A 21,711-nucleotide genomic window follows, 5' to 3' on the forward strand; every position below is an offset into this window, starting at 1 on the left:
GGAGGGAGCAGTCGATGAAGATCGTCGACCTGAAGTGCGCGGTGATCGGCGACAGCCCGATCATCCGGATCGTCACCGACGAGGGCGTCGACGGGTTCGGGGAGATCGAGTCGTCCAAGCCGTACATGCGCCCCGTGGTGGAGATGTACCGGGACTTCCTGGTCGGTGAGGACCCCACCGACGTCGAGCGGTGCCTGCTGAAGATCCGGCGGTTCGCCGCGTTCAAGCCGTGGGGCGCCGCGGTGTCGGCGATCGAGATCGCGCTCTGGGACGTAGCGGGCAAGGCGGCGGGGCTGCCGGTCTACAAGCTCCTCGGCGGCAAGGTGCGCGACAAGGTGCGGGTCTACAACGGCGGTGTGCGCCCGCAGCTGAAGGGGCACCGCCCGGAGGACTACGCCGAGGCGATGGCGCAGATGAAGGCCGCGCCCGAGGGCTTCACCCTGATCAAGGAGGGGGTGGGCTACCACGGCTTCATGGTGCAGAACACGCCCGACTTCACCTTCGGCGAGCTGCGCACCGGCCCGCGACACCCCAACCGCGGGCCGCTCACCGAGCGCGGCCTCAAGCACACGGTCGCGTGCGTCGAGGCGATGAAGGAGGTGCTCGGCGACGAGGTCGGGCTGGCCCTCGACGCCGGCCCCGGCTTCACCGTGCCCGACTCCATCCGGCTGCTGCGCGCGCTGGAGCCGCTGAACCTGATGTGGGTGGAGGACCTCCTCACCGGCGACTACGTGCCGTGGGTGCACGCCGACCAGTACCGCGAGGTGACGGTCGCGACCAGCACGCCGACGCACACCGGCGAGCAGATCTACCTGCGGCAGAACTTCAAGGACCTGATCTCCACGCAGGCCGTGCGGGTGGTCGGGCCGGACCCGTGCGACGTCGGCGGGATCGCCGAGCTCAAGTGGGTGGCCGAGTACGCCGACCTGCACGGCGTCCAGATCGCCCCGCACGGCGTGCTGGACGGGGTGTTCGGGCTGGCCGCGCTGGTGCAGGTGTGCGCCACGCTGCCGGACAACTTCATCGCGTTCGAGTACCCGGTGGCGCGGCCGGAGTGGTGGTACTCGATCGTGACGGGGCTGCCGGAGCGGATCGTGGTGGACGGGTTCGTCGAGGTGTGGGACCGGCCGGGGCTGGGGGTCGAGTTCGACCGGGAGGCCGCGAAGGCCCACCTGCGCCCCGGCGACGAGGGATTCTTCGCCTGATCCGGCAGTCGTCAGTACAGCCAGCGGTCGCCGCTCGGCACCAGCGCGTCCAGCTCCGGCCACAGCGCCTCGGGGATCGGCAGCCGTGCCTGCGCCACGCACTCGTCCACGCGCTCGGGGCGGGAGAACCCGACCACCGTCGACGCGACGCGCTCGTCGCGGATCGAGAACTGCAGCGCGGCGGCCGCGAGCGGCACACCGTGCCGTGCGCACGCCTGCTCCATGCCCCGCAGGGCGTCGAGCACCTCCGGGTGGGCCTCGCGGTAGGCGTAGCGGGTGGAGCCGGCGCTGCCCGTGGCGAGGATCCCGCCGCCGAAGACGGCCGCGTTCACCACCGCCACACCCTGGTCGACGGCGGCGTCCAGCAGGGCGTCGGCCGAGCGGTCCAGCAGCGTCCAGCGGTTGTGGGTGATCAGCGCCTCGAACGCGCCGGTGCGGACGTAGCGCTCCATCAGCGCGACCGGCCCGCCGGCCACGCCGATGTGCGCGGCGATGCCCTCGTCGCGGATGCGCAGCAGCTCCTCGACCGGCCCGCCCTTCGCCATCCCGTCCTCGAACGGGATGTGCTCGGGGTCGTGCAGGTACAGCAGCGGGACGCCCGAGAGCCCCAGCCGCTCCAGGCTCTCCTCGATCGAGCGGCGCACCCGGGGGCCGGAGAAGTCGCCGGACGGGTCCCGGTCCACCTTGGTGGCCAGCACGAACCCCTCGGGTAGCCCGCCCGCCTGCGCCAGCGCGGCGCCGATGCGGCGCTCGCTCTCCCCACCGCTGTAGCTGTTGGACGTGTCGAGGAAGCTGATCGGCCCGTCGAGCACGCGCTTCACGGTGTCGATCCCGCGCTGCGCCGGCACGTCGTAGCCGAAGTTGCCCGGCATGCTGCCCAGTGGCCCGCCGCCCGCGCACACCGCGGACACGGTGAGCCCGGTCGTCCCGAGCGGGCGCAGCCAGTCGGCGCTCACCGGGACCCCTCGACGAGCCGGTCCGCGTCCGGACGCCAGTGCGAGTCCTGCTTCTCGGATGTGTAGGTCAACACTCCAGCACGGTATGCCCTGCGTGGAACCCGGCCACCCGCCGCGTCGCGGCTCCCCCCGAAGGGGGAGGCGCGCTCCGACTTCCGCCGGAAGATCGCAGCCGGTCGAGTGATCCCCGACCCCGGGTGGTCTCCCTACCGTCCCTGACATGCACAGACAGATCGGGTCCCGGTGCGGCGCGGCCGTCGCCGCCGCCGCGCTGGTCCTGACCGGGTGCGCCGGTGGGTCGGGTGCGGTGTCGACGGCGATGTCGGAGGGCGGTTCGTCCACGGCGCCGGTGCCCGACCCGATCGCCTGGAACGAGTGCGGACCGAACCTCGACTGCGCCACCGTCGAGGTGCCGCTGGAGTACACCGAGCCCGACGGCGTGCAGATCCCGCTCGCGGTCATGCGGCACCGGGCAGGCGACCCGGCGCAGCGCATCGGCAGCCTGTTCTTCAACCCGGGCGGGCCGGGGGTCGTGGCCACGGACACGCTGCGGAACCTGCACGCCACCGCAGGCGCCCCCGGCACGTTCTCGCCCGACGTGCTCGCCCGGTTCGACGTCATCGCCATGGACCCCCGCGGCGTCGGCGGATCGGGTGCCGCCCGCTGCCTCACCGATGAGCAGCGCGCCGAGGCCGCGGCCACCGGATCCGACCCGGCCGTACCCGGGGGCAAGCCGCTGCCGGAGTTGCTGGCCGACGCCACCACCTTCACCGACGGTTGCGGGGCGCACCAGCGGCTCGATTTCCTGGCCGGCTTGTCCACCGACAACGTCGCCCGCGACATGGACCAGGTCCGGGCCGCGCTCGGCGAGGACCAGATCACCTACTACGGCATCTCCTACGGCACCGTGGTCGGGCCGATGTACGCCACGCTCTTCCCGGACCGCGTCCGGCAGATGGTGCTCGACGCGCCCGTCGACACCGGGCTGTGGTTCGGCGACTCGCTCGAGTTCCTCGGCGAGGTCGCGGTGGCCAGCGAGCGCACGCTCGACGCCTGGTTCGAGACCTGCCGCACCGAGGGTGCGGCAGTGTGCCCGTTCGGCGACGGTGACCCCGAAGCGGCGTTCGACGCGTTGATCGTCGAGCTCGAGGAGCAGCCGCTGGAGGTGGCGCCGGTCGAAGGAGTGACACCGGGCGGCACGCTCGACGGCGCCATGGCGCTCGAGGCCGCCCGGGGGCTCGCAGGCGACCAGGTCGCCTGGCCGACGCTCACCTCGGCGCTGCTCGGCGCGCAGGACGGCGACGGCGCACTGCTGCACTTCCTGTGGCAGAGCATCACGGTCTCGCCGTTCGGGGTCCCGACCGCCACGCACGAGGTCCACACCGCGGTGCGGTGCGCCGACTGGCGGACCCCGACCGACGTCGCCGCGCACACCGCCGCTGCCACCGAGGTCGTCGCGGAGGCCGAGCGGATCGGCACCCGGGCCGCATACAGCGCGCTGAACTGCGCCCTGTGGCCCGCGCCGGACCCGGACCCCGTCACCGAACCGCTCACGGCCGCCGGTGCTCCGCCGGTACTGGTGGTGGGCGGCCGGCTGGACCCGGTCACCCCCCACCACTGGGCGGAGTCCATGGTCGAGACGCTGGACTCCGCCGTCCTGCTCACGCGAGAAGGCGTCGGTCACGGCTCCTACGGCACGGTCGCGTGCGTCGACGCCGCGGTGGACGCCACGTTGATCGACGGCGTCCTGCCGGCCGACGGCACCGTCTGCGACGTGGAACGGCCGGGCACGACAGGCCCCGTCGCATCCGGGGCCGGGGGCTGAGCTCAGCCGTCGAGCGCCTTCCCGATGCCCCCGAGCAGGTCGCCCACGCCTCCGATCAGACCGCCGACGACGCCGAACAGCCCGTCGCCGCCCTCACGGTCCGCGTCGTCTTCGTCGCCGTCACGGTCGGTCCCGTCGTCGCTGTCACGGTCGGTCCCGTTGCCGCTGTCACGGTCGGTCTCGTTGTCGCGGTCGTCGTCGTTGTCGCGGTCGTCGTTGTCGTCGTCGCTGTCGTCATCGCGGTCGTCGTCGCGAGAGGTGTCGCTCTCATCGTTCTCGTCGTCGCCCGCGTCCTCAGCCGCGTCGGTCTCGCGGTCGTCCGTGTCTGCGTCGTCGCCGCTGTCCTCCCCGCTGTCGGCGGCGGAAGCGCTGGCGTCCACGGGACCGGCCGCGAGGAGGCGGGCGGACGCGCCGGTGGACGCATCGTCGGATCCACCGTCGTCCGCCTTGTCGTCGGACGCGTCCTGCCCCGTCGCCGAGAAGCCGTCGTCGGTCGAGTCGGCACCGGCGTTCTCGTCGCCCGCAGTGCCCGCGGCGGTGCGGAAGGCCACCGCCTCCGTGGCGGTGGACCCGACGCCGTGTTCGGCGTCGCCGTCGGCGTTCTCGCCGTCGTCGTCGGAGTCGTCCTCCGCGGCGGCGGACAGCGTCGTGACCGGCGCCGCGGGGCCCGCGTCGCCGGCCCCGGATCCGCCGGCTGCCAGGGTGGCGGGCACTCCGCCGCCGTGCAGGGCGGCGATGTCGGCGCCGGTCACCGCGACACCGGCGGACCCCTCGTCGGAGTGCCGCGTGTCGTCGGGTCCGGCGGTGGGGGAGCCGTCCTGCCCGTCGCTGTCGCTGTCCGCGGTGCCGGGCTCGTCGGGGTGCGCGTCGGGGAACGCGAGGGCGGTCCAGGAGTCCGGCGGGGCGATGCCCGGGTCGAGGTCACCGGACGGGTTCTCGGCGGACTCGACCAGCGCGCGGTCGGGCGCCGCTTGGTACTGGTCGAGCAGCCCCTGGCCGGCGTAGCCGTCGGTGTCGTCGGCAGCGTCGGGGGTGTCGGAGGTGTCGGGGGTGTTGGCCGTGTGTGCCGCGGTCTCGGTGAACATGCCGACGCCGAACACCGAGCCCGCGCCCGTGACCGCGGCGACGAGCGTGCCGGCGACGAGGGCGGTACCGGCCACCGGCCTGCGCTTCGGGCCGGGTACCCGTTGCACCGGGGCGACGGCCGCGGCATCCGCATCAACCGGCGACGGCGCGTCTCGTTGCACCAGGTCGGTCACCGTGACGGCCCCCGGTCTCAGGCCGTGTTCTTCGCCGGCCCACAGCTGACTCACTGGAAAATACCCCCGATGGAGTGAACGAAGTGAAGATCGTTCTATCGGAGCGTGATCATGTGCGGCAAGCTGGGCGCGGCTTCCTTGCCATCTTCACCCGAAAAGCCTATGGCGTTCGGCGGTATGGCATGTGCGCCATTCGCCGTACCGCTCCTGTTTTCGCGGTTCTCGCGGCCGCTCAGTACCCCCGACGCTTGTCGACGACGTTCACGAGCGGCCGGCCGGAGAGGAACCGGTCGACGTTGCCGTGGACGATCGCGTACGCGCGGGGGCCGTACTGCGGGGTCAGCCCGCCGTAGTGCGTGAGGAGGACGACGTTCGGCTCGTCCCACAGCGGGTGGTCGGGCGGCAGCGGTTCGGGATCGGTGACGTCGAGCCCGGCACCGGCGATCGTCCCGGAGCGGAGCGCGGACAGCAGCGCATCCTGGTCGAGGATCGGTCCGCGGCCGACGTTGTAGAGGTACGCGGTGGGCTTCATCGCGCGGAGCTCGGCGTCGCCGATCAGCCGGTGCGTGTCCGGGGTGAGGGGCAGCGTGATCACCACGTGGTCGGCGTCGGCCAGCGCGCCGTGCAGGTCGTCGGGCGCGTACCACCGGTCGAACAGGTCGTCCGCCGCCGGCGGCTCCCGCCTGCGCCAGCCGACGACCCTCATGTCGAGGCCCCTGGCCTTGCGGGCGAGCGCCTCGCCGATCCGGCCGGTGCCGAGCACGGCCATCGTCTGGCCCTCGACCTCGAACGGGGGCGTCGGCCAGTAGAACGCCTTCGCGCCGCGCTGGTTGACGATCTGTTCGGGTAGGCAGCGCGCGAACGCGAGCACCATCGCCAGCACCTGCTCGGGGACGCTCGCCACGTGGACGCCCGAGGCGGTGGTCGCGACGACGTCGTCGCGCTGCTGGTAGGCGGGCGTGCAGACGGCGTTCGCGCCTGCGCCGGTGGTCTGGACCCAACGCAGCCGCGCCGCGCGCGGCAGGAGGTGCTCCGGGACGTGCCCGATGACGGCCGAGGCGTCGGCGATGCGCCGCTCGAGCACGTCGGGATCCGTCTCGTAGGAGAGGAACTCCGCCTGCGGGAAGGCCGCGGCGAGCCTCGCCCGGTAGTCGACGCCGTCCCCGCGCCCCATGTCCCCGCCGACGAGGACCAGCGGGCGGGTCTCGTTCATGGTCATTCCACGTCCTCTCGACGGGGCGCGACACGAGCTCGTGGATGCCGGGAGGTCTACGGGGCGGCGGAGGCGCGCTTGGTCCGCTGCTCCTTCTCGGCGAGGATCGGGATGTTGCCGTGCAGGTGGTCGCGCATCGCGGCGCGGGCGGCCTCGGGATCGCGCGCCTCGAGGGCGGCGAGGACGCGCGCGTGCGCGTCGGTGGCCCGGTGCAGGCTGCCGCGCGGTGCGTTGGTGACGCGGCGGCTGGCGGTGCCCAGCCAGCGGGCCGAGTACATGATCCGGTCGAGGATGCGGTTGTTCGCCGCCCGGCAGATCTCCATGTGGAACGCGTGGTCGGCCTCGAGGTAGTGGTCCGGCTCGCCGGTGAGGGCCGTCATCCGGTCCATCTCCTGCCGCAGCCGCGCGAGCGTCTCGTCGGTCATGTTCGCGGCGGCCATCGCGGCGAGCTCCGGCTCGAGGAGCAGTCGCACCTGGTGCAGCTCGCGCAGGAGCGTGACGACCTGCTCCTCGGGGAGCCATTCGGCCAGCAGCGGGTTGAGGTAGTCCCACTCCTCGGGCGGCCGCACCGCGACGCGGCGCCCCTGCGCGATGTCGACGATGTCGAGCGACGCGAGGATCTTGAGCGTCTCGCGGGCCACGATGCGGGAGACGCCGAACTCCTGCGAGATCTCCAGCTCCGACGGCGCCGGTCCGCCGGTTGCGATCCGCTCCACCAGACGGGCTGCGACCTGCATCGGAAGGGTTCGGACCTTGACGCCGACGGGCACCTCCCCGCTCCTGCTCATCTCAACAGCTTATCGGACAAGTATTGACAGTGTCCGGTCTCACCTTGTCTCCTAGTCATCTCAACAGCTTATAGGACAAGTTGGTTCGGGCGGGAGAACGGCATGCGGATCGTCAACGTCACGACGGCGGTGGTCGCCTACCACGGCCAGGCGACGCTGGTACGGATCGACACCGACGAGGGCATCAGCGGTTACGGCGAGGCGAACCCGGATGCGGGCGCGGGCGGCGTCGTCGGGCTGATCAACTCGTTGAAGGACCTGCTCATCGGCGAGGACCCGCGCAACGTCGAGCGGTGTTGGGAGAAGCTGCGGCGGCGGGTGTTCGCCGGGCCGCAGGCGGGCGTGTTCGTGATCGCGCTCAGCGGGATCGAGCTCGCACTGTGGGACCTGGCGGGCAAGGCCGCGGGCCAGCCGGTGTACCGGATGCTGGGCGGCAAGTTCCGCGACCGGATCCGCCTCTACGCCGACTGCGGCGACGGCGACGACCCCGCCGGCTCGGTGGCCGGCTGCGTGCAGCGGGCGCAGCGGATGGTCGAGCAGGGGTTCACGGCGATCAAGTTCGACATCGACGACGTGGCGCACCCGGCGAAGTTCGACGAGTACAACCACACCATCAACGCCTCCGAGCTGCGTTCGATGGTGGAGCGGGTGGCGGCGGTGCGCGAGGCGATCGGCCCGGACATCGACCTGGCGATCGACCTGCACGCCCGCTACGACGTGCCGAGCGCCTGCCGGATCGCCTGGGAGCTGGAGCCGTTCCACCTGATGTGGCTCGAGGAGCCCATCCCGGCCGAGAACGTCGACGCGCTGCGGCGGGTGCGCGAGCAGACCCGCACCCCGATCTGCGCCGGCGAGAACCTCTACCTGCGGTGGGGGTTCCGGGAGCTGTTGGAGAAGGGCGCGGTCGACGTCATCGAGCCGGACGTGCCCAAGTGCGGCGGGCTGGCCGAGGCGAAGAAGATCGCCAACCTTGCCGAGATGCACTACGTGCCCTTCGCCCCGCACCTGGTCTCCACCCCGCTGGGCACGATGGCGACCGCGCACCAGTGCGGCGCGATCCCCAACTTCTTCGTGCAGGAGTGGCACGCGCTCGAGGAGCGGGAGGTCTGGGACAGCTACGTGGTGGCCCCCGACGGCAGCGGCTCGATCGTCAAGGACGGCTACATCACCCTGCCCGACACCCCCGGCATCGGCGTCGAGCTGGACATGGACGGCGTCCGCAAGCACGCCGTTCCCGGCTTCGGGATCTTCGAATGACCGCGCTCTAGGTCCGGGCATCCGGGCCCCGTCGAAAGCTCCACCGCAGGCGATGGCGCCGCGGGAATCAGGAGGAATGGTCAATGGCCGACCAGACCCGGACCCTGTGGTCCAGACGGAAGTTCCTGGGGACGAGCGCTCTCGGTGCGCTCGCGCTGAGTGCGTGCGGGAACCAGCCCGCGGCGCCACCGCCCGTGCAGATCGAGGTTCCGCAGGCGATCCTCGACGAGGCGGCCGCTCTCCGGGGCAGCAGCCTCGGGTTCCTGTCCAACAAGCTGTACTCGGTCAGTGCCAACGACGCGGTGAACCGCGCGTTGGAGGCCTTCGCGGAGGCCACCGGGACGACGGTGCAGAACGACCTCGTCAACACCGACACCGGTGACCTCGTGGCGAAGACCCACGCCGCGGTCCAGGCCGGCGACGTGCGCGACATGGCGTTCCTGCCCGACACCCGGTTCGTCGCGCAGTTCCAGAACCTGGGCGACCTGGTCGACGTCTCGGATGTCGTCGCCGAGCTGACCGAGTCGCTGGGCGAGCCCGCGAGCGAGGCCACGAGCTCCTGCGTGTTCGACGGCAAGTGGTTCGCCATCCCGTACCAGTTCATCGGGATCGGCACGTTCGCGCGGCGGGACTGGCTGCAGGAGAAGGGCATCCCACTCAAGGACGCCTACGCCTACGAGGAGATGCGCGACCTCGCCCTGGAGGTCTCCGACCCGGCGCAGCGCCGGTTCGGCTGGGGCAAAACGGTCAACCGCTCGGCGGACGCCAACGGGTTCATCGAGGACACCGTCAACGGCTACGGCGGGGCGATCACCGCCGACGACGGCCGGACCGTCGTGTTCGACTCGCCGGAGACGGTCGAGGCGGTGTCGTTCGTCTCCGACATCTACACGAACCCGAAGTACGCCCCGATGCTGCCGCCGGGGGTCCAGAGCTGGACCGACACCAGCAACAACGAGAACTGGCTGGCCGGGGTCACCGGCTTCACCACCAACCAGTACAGCCTCTACGCCGACGCCAAGCTCACGGGCAACCCCGTCCACGAGCTCACCCACCCGTTCGTCGGCGGCTTCGGGCCCGCGGCGGGACGCCCGCTGAACCTCGGCCAGTGCCAGGCGCTGATGATCTTCAAGGGCGCGAAGAACCCCGACCTCGCCAAGGTCGTGGCGAAGTACCTGGTGAGCGGGACGCCGCTGCTCAACGTGTCGAAGCAGGCCCCAGGGCTGTCGATGCCGGCGTGGCAGAAGGTCTGGGACTCCGACCCCTACTACACGCAGGGCGACCCGGCCTTCCCCGCCCTCCGCAAGATCGCGCACCAGCCGCTGCCGGTCCAGACCTCGGGTGGATACAACTTCCCGCAGGCCCCGAGCAGCGGGCGGCAGGCGGTGCTGCAGGCCTACGTGCTCACGGACATGGTCGCCGAGATCATCGCCGGCACCCCCGTCGCAGCTGCGGTGACGAACACCCACCAGCGGATCGTGCAGATCTTCGAGCAGCAGGGACTCCGGCAGTGAGCACCGGAGCCGAACCGAATTCACACCGACAGGAGTGGGCATGATCCATCGACCGGAGCTCTCGAGGCGGAGGTTCCTGGGGGCGAGCGCACTCGGTGTGCTGAGCCTGAGCGCGTGCGGGGGCCGGCCCAGCGCGCCCCAGGTCCAGGTCACGGTCCCGCAGGCGATCCTCGACGAGGCCGCCCCGTTCCGGGGCAGCACCGTCCGGATGCTGTCGCAGCAGATGTACTCGGACCTGGCCAACGAGGCGCTCGACCACTCGTTGCAGACGTTCGCCGAGGCCACCGGGACCACGGTGGAGAACAACCTCATGCAGGCCGACACGGGCGACGTCGTGGCCAAGCTCGACGCCGAGATCGCGTCGGGCAACGCCCGGGACCTGGCGTTCTTCACCGACGACCGGTTCCTGGCCCAGTTCCACAACCTCGGTCTGGTGAACGAGATGACCGACGTCGTCGAGAGCCTGACGACGACACTGGGCCAACCGGTCAGCGAGTCGCAGAACTTCTGCGTGTACGACGGCAAGTGGTACGGCGTGCCCTACCACTTCGTCGGGCTCGGCGACTTCGTCCGCAAGGACTGGCTGCAGGAGAAGGGCATCCCGGTCAAGGACACCTACACCTACGAGGAGATGCGTGACATCTGCTTGGAGATCTCCGACCCGGCGAAGCGCCGGTTCGGGTGGGGGGTGACGATCAACCGCTCCGGGGACGGCAACTCGTTCCTCGAGGGCGTGGTCAACTCCTGGGGTGGGGCCATCACGGCCGAGGACGGTCGGACCGTCACGTTCAACTCCCCGGAGACGGTGGACGCCGTCGCGTTCGTCGAGGACATCTTCAAGAACCCGAAGTACCAGCCGATGCGCCCGCCGGGCATCGAGAGCTGGACCGACTCGAGCAACAACGAGAACTGGCTGGCCGGGATCATCGGCTACGTCCGCAACCAGTTCAGCGTCTACGCCGACTCGAAGACCACCGAGAACCCGGTCTACGCGGGGACGCACGCCTTCGCGGGCTGCACCGGTCCGGCCACCGACCGGCCCGTCCGCTACGGCCAGTCCCAGGCGCTGATCAACTTCCGGGGCTCGCAGAACCCGGGTCTGGCGAAGGTGCTGTCGAAGTACCTGGTGAGCGGCACGCCGCTGCTGAACATCGCGAAGGCCGCACCCGGGCTGGCGATGCCGGCCTGGGAGCAGGTCTGGGACTCCGACCCCTTCTACACCCAGGGCGACCCGGCGTTCTCCATGCTGCGCGACATGGCGCAGCAGCCGCTGCCGATCCCGACGACGACCGGCCTCGGGTTCCCGGGGCGGCCGAGCAGCGGGCGGCAGGCGGTGCTCCAGTCCTACGTGCTCACCGACATGATGCAGACGGTGCTGCAGGGCACCACCCCGCAGGCCGCGGTCGCGTCGGCCCACGAGCGGATCACGCAGATCTTCGAGCAGCAGGGACTGCGGCAGTGACCGCGCTGCAGACCCGCCCCGTGCGCAGGGCAGGGGCGAGCCCGCGCCCGGTGAGCCGGTCCGAGCGGGTCCTGGGCAAGGACTGGCGGATGGCCGCGGCGTTCCTGGGGCCGACGGCCGTGCTGATCGCGCTGCTGATCCTCGTGCCGATCGTGCTCTCCGCGGTACTGAGCACCACCGAGCGGCACGGCGCGGAGACGGTCTTCGTCGGGCTGGACAACTTCACCGCGCTGATCGACGACCAGCTGTTCCACACGGGCGTGATCAACTCGTTCGTGTTCACGGTCTACGCGGAGATCTTCAAGGTCGTCCTGGGTCTGATCGCCGCCCTGATCCTGCACCACCTCCGCCGTGGCCGGGCCGTCGTCGCGGGCGTGCTGCTGCTGCCGTGGGTGGTGCCGACCGTGGTCACGGCGTTCACCTGGCGGGCGCTGTTCGACCCGATCTTCGGCAGCGTCAACACCGTCCTCACCGCGACCGGTATCGGCCCGCTGCTCGCCGCGATCGGGGTGGTTCCCACCTGGCCGGCGGGCTGGCTGTCGGACCCGACGCTGGCGCTGTCGTCGGTGATCCTGGTGAACGTCTGGAAGGGCATCCCGTTCTTCGCGGTCTGCTTCCTGGCCGGGCTGAAGGCGATCGACAACGGGTTGCACGAGGCCGCGATGGTCGACGGGGCGTCGCCGTGGCAGCGGTTCGTGCACGTGACGCTGCCGGGCCTGCGGCACGTCATCATCGTCACCACGTTGCTGTCGTCGATCTGGACGTTCAACAACTTCGACCTGATCTGGCTGATGACCCAGGGCGGGCCGGGCGACGCCACCGCCCCCTACGTCATGGTCGCGTACTCGAAGGCCATCCAGCAGCTGCAGTTCGGCGCCGGTGCCGCGGTCACCCTGGTGATGGTCCCGGTCGTCGGTGTCCTCGTGGCCGTCCTCGTCCGGCTGATGCGCAGCGCCGACGGGCCGGGCGACTCCCGGCCCAGCCGGCTGAGCCCTGCACAGCGCACGGCGATGCCGTGGGTCGTGGTGGCCGCGTGCGCCGCGCTGCTGCTGTGGATCTCACCGCACATCTTCTTCCAGGCGGGCGTCGTGCTCGGGGTGTGCGTGGTGCTCGCGGTCGTCGTCGGCCGGGTGGCCTCGGCGTTCGGGGCGCGGGGCAACCGCAGGGCGTCGCGGCTGGTGAGCGGCACCGGCTCCGGCGTGGCGCTGGCCGGGCTGCTGCTGTTCACCCTCGGCCCGCTCTACTGGATGGTCGTCACCGCGTTCAAGACCGACATACAGGTCATCCAGCACACCAGCGACCTGTGGCCGACCCCGTGGAGCACCGAGCAGTTCGAGGCCCTGTTCACCGGGGCGTTCGGCCGCTGGTACCTCAACACGATCCTGGTCTCGGCCGCGTCCACGGTCATCGCGCTGATCTGCGCGGCGCTGGCCGGGTACGCGCTGGCCCGGCTGAAGTTCCGGGGGGCGCAGGGCTTCACCGTGACCATCCTGCTGACCTACGTGATGCCCGGCGCGCTGCTGTTCATCCCGCTCTACCAGCTCCTGAGCTCCTTCGGGTTGGTCGACAGCCTCTGGTCGCTGGTCGTGGCCTACCCGACGTTCACGCTGCCGTTCGCCACCTGGCTGCTGGTCGGGTACTTCCGGTCGATCCCGCCGGAGCTCGAGGAGTCCGCCCTCGTCGACGGCTGCTCGCGGTTCCAGGCCTTCTACCGGATCGTGCTGCCGCTGGCGAAGCCCGGCCTGCTGGCCGTCGCGCTGTTCACGCTCACCAACGCGTGGAACGAGTTCCTGTTCGCCTTCGTGTTCATCACCAAGGACGAGTTGAAGACGCTGCCCGTCGGCATGCAGTCGATGATCTTCGGGGACGTCGTGCCGCAGGGGCAGCTCGCCGCCGCCTCGCTGCTGATCTCGATCCCCGTCGTCCTCATGTACGCGTTCGGGCAGCGGTTCCTGACCGAGGGCCTCACCGCCGGTGCGGTGAAGGGCTGATCTCCACCTCCAGAAGAAAGGGGAGTGCGCACGTGCGCATCCATCCCGGCAAGGACGACCTCGAGGAGCTCACGGCGGCGTGGACCGGTGAGCGGTTCGGGTCGGGTCGGCCCCGTGTGCCCGACGACGTGCTGGCGAGCTTGCGGCTGGCCACCACGGAGGAGGCGTGGGGGCACCTGTTCCAGGCCGGCTACGTGCGCCAGTTCGCGGGTGGCTGGCGTGAGACCCACCCGGGCACGGTGATCGTGGGGCGGGCGGTGACGGCGCAGTTCCTGCCGCACCGTCCCGACTTCGACGACGTGGTGGTCGCGGCCGGGGCCCGGGAGGGGCACCTGGAGGGTGACCGGCAGAACTCGTGGGTGATCGAGACGCTGGAGGACGGCGACGTGATGGTCGTCGACATCTTCGGCAAGATCGTCGAGGGCACCGTGGTCGGGGACAACCTGGGCACCGCGGTGGCCTCCCGCACCGGGGTGGGTGCGGTGATCGACGGTGGTATCCGGGACCTGCAGGGCCTGTCCCAGCTGCCCGGCGGGGTGAACATCTTCCACCGCGACGTGGACCCGACCCCGATCCGTGGGGTGACGCTGGCCGGGATCAACATCCCGGTCCGGATCGGCGGTGCCACGGTGCTGCCGGGCGACGTGATCCTCGGTACGCCCACGGGGGTGGCGGTGATCCCGGCGCACCTGGCGGCCGCGGTGGCCGCCTCGAGCGAGGACACCCGGGTGCGGGATGTGTTCGGCAAGCAGCGGTTGTCCGAGCGGCGTTACACCAGCGCGCAGATCGACGTCCCGACGTGGGCGGATGACATCGAGGCCGACTTCCAGCAGTGGCGCAAGGAGCAGAACGCGTGAGCACCAGCACGAGCACGATTTCCGAGGAGTACGTCAGCACGGCGTCGCGGCCGAGCGCGCTGCGGATCACCGACGTGCGGGTGGCGAACCTGCACGGGGTGCCGTTCCGTTCCTCGATCGTCCGGATCGACACCAACCAGGGCCTCGTCGGCTACGGCGAGGTGCGCGACCAGGCCAGCGCCACCTACGCGTTGATGCTGAAGAGCCGGTTGGTCGGGGAGAACCCGTGCAACCTGGACAAGGTCTTCCGCAAGATCAAGCAGTTCGGGCACCACGGCCGCCAGGGCGGCGGCGTGTGCGGCATCGAGATGGCGCTGATGGACCTGGCGGGCAAGGCCTACGGGGTGCCGGCGTACGCGCTCGTCGGAGGGCGGTTCCGGGACACGGTGCGCTGCTATGCGGACACGCCGTCGTTGGCGGACCCGGAGGCGATGGGGCAGCGGCTGCTGGAGCGCAAGCAGCGCGGCTTCACGATGCTCAAGATGGACGTGGGCATCGACCTGCTGTGGGACGTGCCGGGCACGTTGATCGCGCCCGCGGGGGCTCGTGAGGACAAGTCCACGATGCACCCGTTCACCGGCATCCAGGTCACCCCGAAGGGCGTGGACTACCTGGCGAGCTACGTGGAGAAGGTGCGCGCGGTCGTCGGGTACGACGTGGCGATTGCGGCCGATCACTTCGGGCACATCGCGCTGGACTCGTGCATCCGGATCGGGCGGGCGCTGGAGCCGTTCACGCTGGCGTGGATCGAGGACCTGATCCCGTGGCAGTTCACCGACCAGTGGCGGCAGCTCACCGAGGCGGTGGCGGTGCCGACGTGCACGGGGGAGGACATCTACCTGGCGGAGAACTTCAAGCCGCTGCTGGATGCGGGTGCGATCCGGGTGGTGCACCCGGACCCGGCGACATCGGGTGGGATCGCGGAGACCAAGCGGCTGGGTGACTACGCCCAGGAGCGTGGGGTGGCGATGGCGCTGCACCTGGCGGCGTCGCCGGTCGCGACGATGGCGTGCGTGCACCTCGCTGCCGCGACGGAGAACTTCCTGGCGCTGGAGCACCACGCCGCCGACGTCCCGTTCTGGAGCGAGCTGGTGACCGACCTGCCCAGGCCGTTGATCCAGAACGGCGAGATCGTGGTGCCGGAGACCCCGGGCCTGGGCTTCGGCGACATCAACGAGGACCTGTTCCGCGCCCAGCTCGACCCCCGTGACCCGGTGTTCTTCGCCGAGACGACCCACTGAACCTTTCCCAGTAGTGATCAACGTCGCGGGTTGATCAGGTTGTGCGGCCGTGCTCGTGGTGGAGAAGCACGAGCGCTGCGGCGGTGATGGCCCCGATCCGCCACGGGCACAGGCTGACCCGGCGCAGCGCCTTGAACGTTGTCTTAAGCAGGGAGTTTCCGCGTTCGGCCAGGGCGCGGGTCGCGGAATGCAAGGTGTTCACAGTCCGCTGCTCGACCGAGAGTTTCTGCCCGCGCACCGCCTTGAACGGACAGGTCAGCCGCTGGTTCTCGCCTTCGTAGCCCAGATCGGCCAGGGCAGCGTGACCGGTGTCGGTCCAGGCATCGAGCGTGGGCAGCAGGTCGGGGTGGGCGCGGGCGCAGGTGGTGTCGTGTTCGCGACCCGGGCGCACCGGGGAGGTCCACACCGGCCACCCGTCCGGCGCGGTCACCACCTGCACGTTCCCGCCATGGTGCTGGTGTTTGCCCGACCACCACAGATCCACCCCGGGGGTCGGGCCGAGCGCCTTGGACCGGTCGGTGCGGATCAGCGTGCCGTCCAGGTGCACATGGTGGTATCCGGCGGCGTGCGCGGCCAGCAGTGCACCGTGCAGGCTCGGTGCTGCTGCGGCGAGCACGTCGATCGCTTCGTGCAGGTAGCGGTAGGCGGTCGAGCCGCTGACCTGGTTATCCGCGGCGAGCTGGGCGACCCGGGTGCCGTCGAGGAACCAGCGCAGCACCAGGATCGCCTGCCGGTAGCAGCCCAGCGCGCGCCGGCCCCGACGGGTGCCACGGCGAGTGCGCTCGCCGGACAGCAGGCCGGACACGAACGCGACGGTGGACTCCCCGATCGGGAGCACAGCGGTGTAGGTGACAGGATCGGGCACGCGGGACCTCGGTGTTCAAGTCGATCTTTAGGCGGACCGACTCTTCTACCGGGGTCCCGCACCCCTCTTGATCATCTCCGCGTCGTCGGCGTGTCGCCGCACGCACCCAGCCCCGCTACTGGGAAACGCTCACTGGGACGCCGAGACCAGCCACGACCGGCTCTGGAGCTGACCGCTCCGAGCAGATGAGCAGCGGGACGGCCCCGGCGGGGCCGTCCCGTTTCCATGGCGTGCCGCATCCGCGGCCGAGTGCTGGGGAGGGCGTCACACCGTGTCGCGATCGGGGAAGAGGGCGCCGGCCTGGACCGACGCCCGGGTCACCACGGCCGGGTCGTTGGCCATGTGCCTGTCCGCGCCGGGGCAGACCGCCGCGGTGTCGGTGTTCGTCGATCCGATGGCGGCCGAGCTGGGCGTGGGCCGGACGGCGGTGTCGACGGCCTACCTGATCGGGACGCTGGCGGGCGCTGTGGCGTTGCCGCTGATCGGGCGGGCGATGGACCGCCGCGGCGCCCGCCCGGTGCTGCTGGTCATCGGCGCGGTCTTCGGCGCCGTCCTCGTCGGCCTGTCGGCGGTGAGCGGCCTGGTCGGGCTCACCGCGGGCTTCGTGGGCATCCGGTTCGCCGGGCAGGGGGCGCTCACGCTGGTGGCCACCACGCTCGTGGCCTACCACGTGCAGCGGCGGCTGGGCACCGCGATCGGCGTCGTCACGGCGATCGGTTCCGCGGGCATCTCGCTCGCGCCGATCGGGCTCGAGGCACTGATCGCGGAGCACGGCTTCCGCACGGCCTGGCTCGTGCAGGGAGTCGCGGTGTGGGTGCTGATCGTCCCGATCGCGCTCCTCGGGGTGCCCCGGCGCTCGCGCGCTCCCGTCCCGGCGGCGCCGCGGGCGACGCGGAAGCCGAAGGCGGTGAGATCGGCGGGAGTCGCCCGGCAGGTGCTGCGGGTGCCGATGTTCTGGGTGCTCTCCGGCGGTGTCGGCGTGCTCGCACTCGTCGGCACTGCGTTGACCTTCCACCAGGTGGACGTGCTCGGCGAGCGCGGGCTCACCTCGGTCGAGGCGGCCGCGACGTTCCTGCCGCAGACGGTGTCCGGCCTGGCCAGCACCCTGCTGATCGGCGTCGTCCTGGACCGCGTCTCACCCCGGCCGGTGATGGTGGGGGCGATGCTGATGCTCGTGGCGGCCCTCGTCCTGGGCGGCTTCCTGCCGCCGGGGTGGTGGGGCGGGGCGCTCTACGGCATCGCGCTCGGCGTCGCCAACAACAGCTTCCGCACCGTCGAGGCCGCCGCCCTCCCGCGCTACTTCGGCACCGAGACGATCGGTGAGATCCGCGGGATCGTGCACATGGTGACGGTCGCGGCGTCCGCGGTCGGGCCGGTGCTGCTGGCGCTCGGGCACGCGGCGGTGGGCACCTACCGCCCCTTGCTGCTGGTGCTGATCGTGCTCCCGGTCGGGCTCCTGGTGGGCATCCTGCTCGTTCGCGAACCCGGGCCGCGACGCACCGAGCCCCTCCCCACACCCGGTTCGACGGCGCCAGAGACACCGCCTCGACGAGGAGAGGAGCGTAGATGACGAAGACACCGGTGGCAGACCGTTGACCGGTGCCCCGGTCCGGGTCCACGAGAGTTCGGATCGGCTCGACGTACCCCATGCGGCCACTCACCTTCCCGCAGCCCGGGGTGGGCCCGCTCCGCGCCGCCAACAGGTCCGGCTTGTGTCGGTGACCGCGAGCAGGGCGAGGCCGGGTAGCCCGGCCAGCAGGCACATCACGAAGGCGGCGAGGGTGAGCTGGCCGAGCGCCAGCATCGGTGTCACCACGGCCGAGCCGAGCGGCAGTGTCGCCTGCATCAGGGTGCGGAGCAGGGCGAACGCGCGGCCGTGCAGCTCCGGCGGGATCCGCCGCATGCGCATCGACTGCGCCCACACCGTCATCGCGGCACCGAGCAGGCCGACCGCGAAGAACCCCACTCCGATCGCTCGCGCTGCTCGGCACCGCGAGCAGCGTGAGGGAGCTGTTGTGTGGGTCGTGGCCGCATGATCGGTGCGAGTTGCACCTCAGGGTTTCTGCCGCCGCGCTGATGTACTTCTCGCGCCCGGGCCGCACCGGCGTGATCGCCACGAGTGGTGTCTCGGCGTCAGATATGACGCTCTGGCGCCATTCCTGGTGATCATAGGATCGGCGGCGTTCCGCGGAACGCGCCGCACGCCCCCTGCCCGGAGATGCGTAAGGAGCTCGGGTGGGACGGGACACCGCATCGTTCGTCGTCTTCCGGTAGAGCCGGCGCCCGGCGGAAACGGGCCTCCCGGCGCAGAGCCGCGCGAGACCGTGCGCTGTGCGCCGGCGCGCAGTCGGCTGGCTGTGAGGCGGGCCGACCACACCCGCCGTCAGATGTCCTGCACGGCGCGGGAACCGCGATCTCCGGTGGAGATCACCGGGTAAGTCATCAGCAGGACCGCCCGGGCGGCCTCGCCGTCGAGTGCCTCGTACACGTGCGGGACGTCGGCGGCGAAGCGCAGCACGTCGCCACTGTCCAGGTCTTCCGGTGCATCGAGGGGGCCCGCCCGCAGTCGTCCGCTGATGAGGAACAGGTGTTCGACGACGCCTCGGGGGTGAGCGCCCGACTCGCGCCGACTGCCCGCCGGGAACCGCACTTCCAGTCCTTCGAGCAACGGGACGCCCGTGATCTGGGTGAGCAGTCGAGCCTCGACGGGGCCGGCGAGAACGGGAACGTCATCGGCCGTGGTGTGCACGGTGCGTGCCGGGGGCTCTGCGACCAGCGTTCCCCATGAAACCTGCAGGGCATCCGCCAGGGCGTAGAGCGTCTCGAGGGTCGGGTTCGCCTGGCCGGCCTCGATCCGCGACAGGGTCGCCTTCCCCATGCCGCTCGCGTCCGCGAGAGCCGCCACCGTCAGGCCTCTCGCCGTGCGGATCGTGCGGAGGTTGGCGGCGACCGCCCGCCTCGCTCTGTCCACGGGGCCACGATAGCGGTTGCCCGACACTCTCGTGCATGAGACGTTGTACTCGTAAACGAGACTGCGATGCAGGAGGAGCCATGCCGCGCGGAACCAAGACGGTCATTTTCACCGAGGAGGCCGGAACGCCGGTCGGCCCCTTCCCGCAGGCCGTCAGGGCCGGTGACTTCATCTTCGTCTCGGGCACGGTGCCGGTCGATCCCGAGACCGGACAGGTCGTTCCGAAGGACCTGGAGACCCAGACCCGGCGGGTCTTCGACAACATCCGCATCGTTCTCGGCGCTGCGGACGCGGACCTCGACGACCTCGTCATGGTGACCGTCCACCTGCAGGACGTCGAGGACTGGGCTGCCTTCAACGAGGTGTACCGCACGTACTTCGATGACTACCTGCCTGCCCGGATGACCTTCGAGGGCCGACCGCCCCTGGACTTCCTGGTCGACGTCGACGCGATCGCCTACAAGCCGGTCGAGCCGCTGCCGCGGTGAGTGCCGGTGAGGCGAACGCGCTGAACAGAGCTCATCCGGCCTCGGCCGTGAGGACGTCCCGCACCCGGCCGGCGATCGCGTCGACCGTGACGCGGTAGTCGCGGGACCCGGTGCGGTTGCCGAGGACGACCGACATCCAGCCGAGGCCGGGGAAGACGTCGAGGTTGTTCGCGTGGCCGGGGGAGCTGCCGGAGTGTCCGAACACCCGGTGGCCGCGCAGCAGGGTGTCGGTGAAGCCGTAGCCGTGGAATCGCAGCTCGTCCGGTCCCGGCCGCTGCACCGGCACCTTGCCGGTGGTGACCAGGTCGGCGAGCCCGGGTGCGAGCAGCGCGCCGTCCTGCAGGGCGACGACGAAGGCGTGCAGGTCCGACGCAGGCGCGTAGGTGCCGCCGGCCGGGCTCGCGAGGGGGACGAAGGGGCCGATCGTGGTCAGGTCGACCGCCTCGCCGGACTCCTGCACCCGGTAGGGGTGGGCGACGTCGGTGGCCGTACGCACCTGCTCCGCGGTCAGGTAGTCGCTGCCGTCCATGCCCGCGGGGGCGAGGACGTGCTCGCGGACGTGGTCGAAGAAGGAGCGGCGGGACAGGCGGGCGACGATCGCGCCGAGCACAGTGAAACCGTCGTTGCTGTAGGCGGACCGGGTGCCGGGAGCGAACTGCGGCGGAAGCTGCCGGATGCGCGCGAGATCCGCGTCCAGACGTTCGTCCAGGTCGGCGGGCGGGGGCGCGCCGTTCCCGCGGGTGGTGCCGGTCGGCGGGGCGCCGATTCCCGAGGTGTGGGTGAGCAGGTGGTGCACCGTGACGGTGTCGGCGATCGCTGCCGGGAAGCCGTCCAGGTAGCGGCCCACGGTCGCGTCGAACGCCAGCTCTCCCTGCTCGACGAGCTGGGCGGCGGCGACGGCGGTGAACATCTTGCCGATCGAGGCCGTACCGAAGCGGGTCGCTGCCCCGTTGGGGGTGCCCTGCTGCGCGTCCGCCATCCCGTGGGACACGGCGAGCACCTCCTCGCGGCCGCGCGCGAGGAGCACGGTGCCGGAGAACTCGCCCCTGCCCGCCAGGTCGGCGACGAACCGTTCGAACTCGCCGCCCGGCCGCAGCGCCACCGGGACCTCGGCCCCCGGGCCCGAGGCCGGCGCGGAACTGCAGGCGAGCAGTCCACCGGCCAGTGGCAGGGAGCCGAGCAGGCCGAGGACGTGGCGGCGGGACGGGCCGGACATGCAGCTCCCTGCTTCCGAGGCCGGGTGGGTCCCGGCGTCGTCCCGGATCCTCTTCGACGGCAGGCGGCCTCGGAGGGTTCCGCGCGCGGTGCACACGTGATCCACAGCGGGCCCACATCCGGCGCCCACGTCGACGCGACGAGTCAGCCCCCGTCCGCGACCGCGCCGGCGGGTCGCCACCGCTGCGTCCCGTCGTCGTCGCACCGCTCCCAGGTGAGCGGCTCACCGTCCGCGGTGAGGACGTCGGTGAGCCAGTACGTGGCGTCGGGGTCCCAGCCCGCCACGAGGGTGGCTCCGCCCTCGACCGCGAGCGCCCGCCCTGGTGTCGCGAGGTAGGCGGCGACGGTGAGGTGCACGGCGTCGTGGTCGGCGGCGACGGCGAGCCAGTCGGGGATGAACCACCGCCCCGAGTGGCGGGACGTGCGCCACCAGTCGTGGCGTCGAGAGAAGGTCACCTCGAGCGGGTACCGCTCCACCAGCTCGACCCACGCCGCCGTGCCGGTCACCTCGTACACGCGCGGCGGACGGACGGGCCGCAGCGGCTGCACGCGGGCCTGCGACCACCCCAGGTCGTCCTCGACGAGCAACAATTGCGTGGCGCCC

The 21,711-nt window shown here is 71.3% G+C and carries 19 protein-coding genes; 10 read left to right on the plus strand and 9 right to left on the minus strand.

From position 1 onward, the window contains the following. The first annotated feature begins 14 nt into the window (after positions 1 to 14). A complete protein-coding gene (locus FB558_RS20710; protein WP_142055909.1) occupies positions 15 to 1,205 on the plus strand; it encodes a mandelate racemase/muconate lactonizing enzyme family protein in 1,191 nt (396 codons plus the stop codon). Positions 1,206 to 1,216: 11 nt separating this feature from the next. On the opposite strand, the gene FB558_RS20715 is transcribed toward FB558_RS20710, so the two are convergent. After that, complete coding sequence (locus FB558_RS20715) at positions 1,217 to 2,161, minus strand: aldo/keto reductase (protein WP_211366713.1); 945 nt, start codon at positions 2,159 to 2,161, stop codon at positions 1,217 to 1,219. Positions 2,162 to 2,381: 220 nt separating this feature from the next. Here FB558_RS20715 and FB558_RS20720 point away from each other — a divergent pair, with 220 nt between their 5' ends. Then, entirely contained in the window at positions 2,382 to 3,986 is a 1,605-nt protein-coding gene (locus FB558_RS20720) for an alpha/beta hydrolase (RefSeq protein WP_142055911.1), read from the plus strand. Between the two features lie 2 nt (positions 3,987 to 3,988). On the opposite strand, the gene FB558_RS20725 is transcribed toward FB558_RS20720, so the two are convergent. From FB558_RS20725 to FB558_RS20735, 3 genes are all read right to left on the minus strand, one after another. After that, complete coding sequence (locus FB558_RS20725) at positions 3,989 to 5,179, minus strand: hypothetical protein (protein ID WP_142055913.1); 1,191 nt, start codon at positions 5,177 to 5,179, stop codon at positions 3,989 to 3,991. A 298-nt stretch (positions 5,180 to 5,477) separates the two neighbouring features. Then, on the minus strand, positions 5,478 to 6,464 hold the full coding sequence (locus tag FB558_RS20730) for a D-2-hydroxyacid dehydrogenase (RefSeq protein ID WP_142055915.1): 987 nt from the start codon (positions 6,462 to 6,464) through the stop codon (positions 5,478 to 5,480). Positions 6,465 to 6,514: 50 nt separating this feature from the next. Beyond that, a complete protein-coding gene (locus tag FB558_RS20735; protein WP_246106636.1) occupies positions 6,515 to 7,246 on the minus strand; it encodes a FadR/GntR family transcriptional regulator in 732 nt (243 codons plus the stop codon). 102 nt (positions 7,247 to 7,348) lie between these two features. On the opposite strand from FB558_RS20735, the gene FB558_RS20740 reads away from it, so the two are divergent. The 6 genes from FB558_RS20740 to FB558_RS20765 all read left to right on the plus strand — a co-directional run bounded on the left by FB558_RS20740 (position 7,349) and on the right by FB558_RS20765 (position 15,568). Next, positions 7,349 to 8,503 carry a mandelate racemase/muconate lactonizing enzyme family protein gene (locus FB558_RS20740; RefSeq protein WP_142055917.1) on the plus strand — a complete coding sequence of 385 codons (1,155 nt, stop codon included), beginning with the start codon at positions 7,349 to 7,351 and terminating at the stop codon, positions 8,501 to 8,503. Between the two features lie 83 nt (positions 8,504 to 8,586). Then, positions 8,587 to 10,017 carry an ABC transporter substrate-binding protein gene (locus FB558_RS20745; RefSeq protein WP_142055919.1) on the plus strand — a complete coding sequence of 477 codons (1,431 nt, stop codon included), beginning with the start codon at positions 8,587 to 8,589 and terminating at the stop codon, positions 10,015 to 10,017. Between the two features lie 40 nt (positions 10,018 to 10,057). Further along, a complete protein-coding gene (locus FB558_RS20750) occupies positions 10,058 to 11,479 on the plus strand; it encodes an extracellular solute-binding protein (protein ID WP_142055920.1) in 1,422 nt (473 codons plus the stop codon). Beyond that, positions 11,476 to 13,470: an ABC transporter permease gene (locus tag FB558_RS20755; RefSeq protein WP_246106637.1), complete on the plus strand. Its 1,995-nt coding sequence runs from the start codon at positions 11,476 to 11,478 to the stop codon at positions 13,468 to 13,470. The genes FB558_RS20750 and FB558_RS20755 overlap by 4 nt, the downstream gene beginning before the upstream one ends. 32 nt (positions 13,471 to 13,502) lie before the next feature. Next, positions 13,503 to 14,327 carry an RraA family protein gene (locus FB558_RS20760; RefSeq protein ID WP_142055922.1) on the plus strand — a complete coding sequence of 275 codons (825 nt, stop codon included), beginning with the start codon at positions 13,503 to 13,505 and terminating at the stop codon, positions 14,325 to 14,327. Next, entirely contained in the window at positions 14,324 to 15,568 is a 1,245-nt protein-coding gene (locus FB558_RS20765; RefSeq protein ID WP_246106638.1) for a mandelate racemase/muconate lactonizing enzyme family protein, read from the plus strand. Before FB558_RS20760 ends, FB558_RS20765 begins: the two co-directional genes overlap by 4 nt. A gap of 34 nt (positions 15,569 to 15,602) precedes the next feature. Here FB558_RS20765 and FB558_RS20770 read toward each other — a convergent pair whose 3' ends face one another. Next, a complete protein-coding gene (locus FB558_RS20770) occupies positions 15,603 to 16,406 on the minus strand; it encodes an HARBI1 family protein (RefSeq protein WP_170231439.1) in 804 nt (267 codons plus the stop codon). A 298-nt stretch (positions 16,407 to 16,704) separates the two neighbouring features. On the opposite strand from FB558_RS20770, the gene FB558_RS20775 reads away from it, so the two are divergent. Continuing rightward, entirely contained in the window at positions 16,705 to 18,003 is a 1,299-nt protein-coding gene (locus FB558_RS20775) for an MFS transporter (RefSeq protein WP_211366714.1), read from the plus strand. Positions 18,004 to 18,090: 87 nt separating this feature from the next. On the opposite strand, the gene FB558_RS20780 is transcribed toward FB558_RS20775, so the two are convergent. After that, on the minus strand, positions 18,091 to 18,399 hold the full coding sequence (locus FB558_RS20780) for an MFS transporter (protein ID WP_142055926.1): 309 nt from the start codon (positions 18,397 to 18,399) through the stop codon (positions 18,091 to 18,093). Positions 18,400 to 18,816: 417 nt separating this feature from the next. Continuing rightward, positions 18,817 to 19,404: a helix-turn-helix domain-containing protein gene (locus FB558_RS20785; protein WP_170231440.1), complete on the minus strand. Its 588-nt coding sequence runs from the start codon at positions 19,402 to 19,404 to the stop codon at positions 18,817 to 18,819. Positions 19,405 to 19,484: 80 nt separating this feature from the next. Here FB558_RS20785 and FB558_RS20790 point away from each other — a divergent pair, with 80 nt between their 5' ends. Continuing rightward, the gene (locus tag FB558_RS20790) at positions 19,485 to 19,892 is read left to right on the plus strand and encodes a RidA family protein (RefSeq protein WP_142055930.1); all 408 of its coding nucleotides are present in this window, start codon (positions 19,485 to 19,487) and stop codon (positions 19,890 to 19,892) included. 31 nt (positions 19,893 to 19,923) lie between these two features. Here the strand turns inward: FB558_RS20790 and FB558_RS20795 are convergent, their stop codons facing one another. Beyond that, positions 19,924 to 21,108: a serine hydrolase domain-containing protein gene (locus FB558_RS20795; RefSeq protein WP_142055932.1), complete on the minus strand. Its 1,185-nt coding sequence runs from the start codon at positions 21,106 to 21,108 to the stop codon at positions 19,924 to 19,926. A gap of 143 nt (positions 21,109 to 21,251) precedes the next feature. Then, positions 21,252 to 21,698: a hypothetical protein gene (locus FB558_RS20800; RefSeq protein ID WP_142055934.1), complete on the minus strand. Its 447-nt coding sequence runs from the start codon at positions 21,696 to 21,698 to the stop codon at positions 21,252 to 21,254. Positions 21,699 to 21,711: the final 13 nt, after the last annotated feature.

The sequence above is a fragment of the Pseudonocardia kunmingensis genome (assembly GCF_006716445.1).
Taxonomy (GTDB): Bacteria; Actinomycetota; Actinomycetes; order Mycobacteriales; family Pseudonocardiaceae; genus Pseudonocardia; species Pseudonocardia kunmingensis.

Excerpts from the sequence above, each read along its gene's own strand:
- FB558_RS20720 (WP_142055911.1), top strand. The coding sequence starts at position 2,382 with ATGCACAGACAGATCGGGTCCCGGTGCGGCGCGGCCGTCGCCGCCGCC.
- FB558_RS20745 (WP_142055919.1), top strand. The coding sequence starts at position 8,587 with ATGGCCGACCAGACCCGGACCCTGTGGTCCAGACGGAAGTTCCTGGGG.
- FB558_RS20735 (WP_246106636.1), bottom strand. The coding sequence starts at position 7,246 with ATGAGCAGGAGCGGGGAGGTGCCCGTCGGCGTCAAGGTCCGAACCCTT.
- FB558_RS20750 (WP_142055920.1), top strand. The coding sequence starts at position 10,058 with ATGATCCATCGACCGGAGCTCTCGAGGCGGAGGTTCCTGGGGGCGAGC.
- FB558_RS20740 (WP_142055917.1), top strand. The coding sequence starts at position 7,349 with ATGCGGATCGTCAACGTCACGACGGCGGTGGTCGCCTACCACGGCCAG.
- FB558_RS20730 (WP_142055915.1), bottom strand. The coding sequence starts at position 6,464 with ATGACCATGAACGAGACCCGCCCGCTGGTCCTCGTCGGCGGGGACATG.
- FB558_RS20790 (WP_142055930.1), top strand. The coding sequence starts at position 19,485 with ATGCCGCGCGGAACCAAGACGGTCATTTTCACCGAGGAGGCCGGAACG.
- FB558_RS20710 (WP_142055909.1), top strand. The coding sequence starts at position 15 with ATGAAGATCGTCGACCTGAAGTGCGCGGTGATCGGCGACAGCCCGATC.
- FB558_RS20795 (WP_142055932.1), bottom strand. The coding sequence starts at position 21,108 with ATGTCCGGCCCGTCCCGCCGCCACGTCCTCGGCCTGCTCGGCTCCCTG.